Annotated in this window: 3 protein-coding genes; all 3 read left to right on the plus strand. The window is 76.1% G+C overall.

From position 1 onward, the window contains the following. The first annotated feature begins 198 nt into the window (after window positions 1–198). The gene (locus tag ACWJ6R_RS35565) at window positions 199–645 is read left to right on the plus strand and encodes a PTS sugar transporter subunit IIA (protein WP_449066421.1); all 447 of its coding nucleotides are present in this window, start codon (window positions 199–201) and stop codon (window positions 643–645) included. A 310-nt stretch (window positions 646–955) separates the two neighbouring features. Beyond that, window positions 956–1,213: an HPr family phosphocarrier protein gene (locus ACWJ6R_RS35570; protein WP_449066419.1), complete on the plus strand. Its 258-nt coding sequence runs from the start codon at window positions 956–958 to the stop codon at window positions 1,211–1,213. Next, window positions 1,210–1,903, plus strand: a 694-nt coding sequence (locus ACWJ6R_RS35575; RefSeq protein WP_449066420.1) for a PEP-utilizing enzyme, incomplete at its 3' end; no start/stop codon positions are given. The genes ACWJ6R_RS35570 and ACWJ6R_RS35575, both read left to right, overlap by 4 nt.

Consider the following 1,903-nt stretch of genomic DNA (forward strand, 5'->3'; position numbering starts at 1 on the left):
GGCCCGCCGTACCGGGCCCGGCGAGCCGGCCGGGCCTGCGGTACCCGCCGGATCCTCCTGGTCCGTCTGGTCCGCCGGATCCGCCGGATCCTCCTGGTCCGCCGGACCGGCGGGGCCTGCCGTACCCGCCGGGTCCGCAGGCCGAGGAGCGCAGTGATCGTCCCCGCCGGCGCGGCACGTACGGCCCGAGGGAGGGTGATGACCGCAGTTCTGGCCCCGGTCGCGGGGACGGCCGTCGGTCTCGCGGCGGTGCCCGACCCCGTGTTCTCCGAAGGGCTGGTCGGGCCGGGAGCGGCGATCGACCCGGCGCGCAGGCCCGGGCGGGTGGTCTCGCCCATCGCGGGACGGATCCACAAGCTGCACCCGCACGCGTTCGTCGTGGTGGGGGACGACGGCAGGGGGATCCTGGTCCACCTGGGCATCGACACCGTGCAGTTGCGGGGGGAGGGGTTCGAGCTGCTGGCCGCCGAGGGCGACCGGGTGAGCGCGGGCCAGCCCGTGGTGGCCTGGAACCCCGCGGGGATCGAGGCGGGCGGACGTTCCCCGGTCTGCCCGGTGGTGGCGCTGGACGCGTTCGCCGAGGCCGTCACGGAGATCGCCGACGGAGACGTGGACGCCGGAGACGAGTTGTTCCGGTGGGCGTGAGGGCGCCGGGGCGGGTGGTTCCGGTGGGCGGGCGGTTCCGGCGGCGTGGGACCGCCGGGTACGACGGCGATGGAGCTGGAAAGTGGATCTTCGGGAAGAATGGGACTTAAGTGCAATTTGCGCTCTCGGGGGGAATGAGGCCCCGTGACCCGGTCTCACGGAGGAGAGGGACGCGGGCGCGGGGCGGAAGCACCGGGGGGGACCGCGGGCCCGTCCCGCGGCCGTGACCCGGTGGGGCCGACCGGCCTCCCCCGGCCATGCAGCGAGCCGGGCGGTCTAGACCACCGGCCGGATCTTTCAGGAGGAGCCCGTGCCCGAGCGTCACGTCATCGTCAAGGCCGAGGTCGGTCTGCACGCCCGCCCGGCCGCGACGTTCGTGCAGACCGCGGCCAAGGCCGCGCTGGACATCACGGTCGCCAAGGCCGGCGGCAAGCCGGTCAACGCCAAGAGCATCCTCGGCGTCCTCTCGCTCGACGTCCGTCAGGGCGAGACCGTGGTGATCAAGGCGGAGGGTGAAGGGGCGGAGGAGCTCCTCGACCGGCTGGCGGAGATCGCGTCGGCGCCATGAGCGGGACGCTCCAGGGGACCGGAGTGAGCCCCGGCGCGGGGTTCGGGCCCGCCCACGTGATGTCCAGGGCGATCCCGCCGCCTCCGGCCGACGTCCCGCACGACGGGGACGCCGGAGCGGAGGCGGAGCGGGCGCTCCGGGCGCTGGAGCGGGTCGCCGCGGACCTTCGGGAGCGGGGGGAGCGGGCCGGCGGCGAGGGCGGCAAGATCCTTCAGGCCCAGGCCCTGATGGCGTGCGACCCCGGCCTGTCGGAGGAGGTCGCCGAGCTGGTCCGGGCCGGGAAGAACGCCGCCCGCGCGGTCTACGAGGGATTCGGCCGCTACCGGAGCATGCTCGCCGAGGCCGGCGGGTATCTGGGCGCCCGCGTCGCCGACCTGGACGACGTCCGGGACCGGGCGCTCGCGGTCCTGGACGGCCGGCCGGTGGCGGACGCGCCGCCCGCCGGAGCGGAGCCGTACGTGCTCGTCGCCCGCGACCTGGCCCCGGCGGACACCGCGCTGCTCTCCCCGGGGCAGGTGGCCGCGTTCGTCACCGAGGAGGGCGGGCCGACCAGCCACACCTCGATCATCGCGCGGGCGATGGGCGTGCCGGCCGTGGTGGCGTGCCCCGGCGCGACCGCTGTCGCCCCGGGCACGCCGGTGCTCGCCGACGGGTCCTCGGGCCTGGTACGGCTCGCGCCCTCCGCCGAGG

Source organism: Planomonospora algeriensis, from assembly GCF_977012225.1.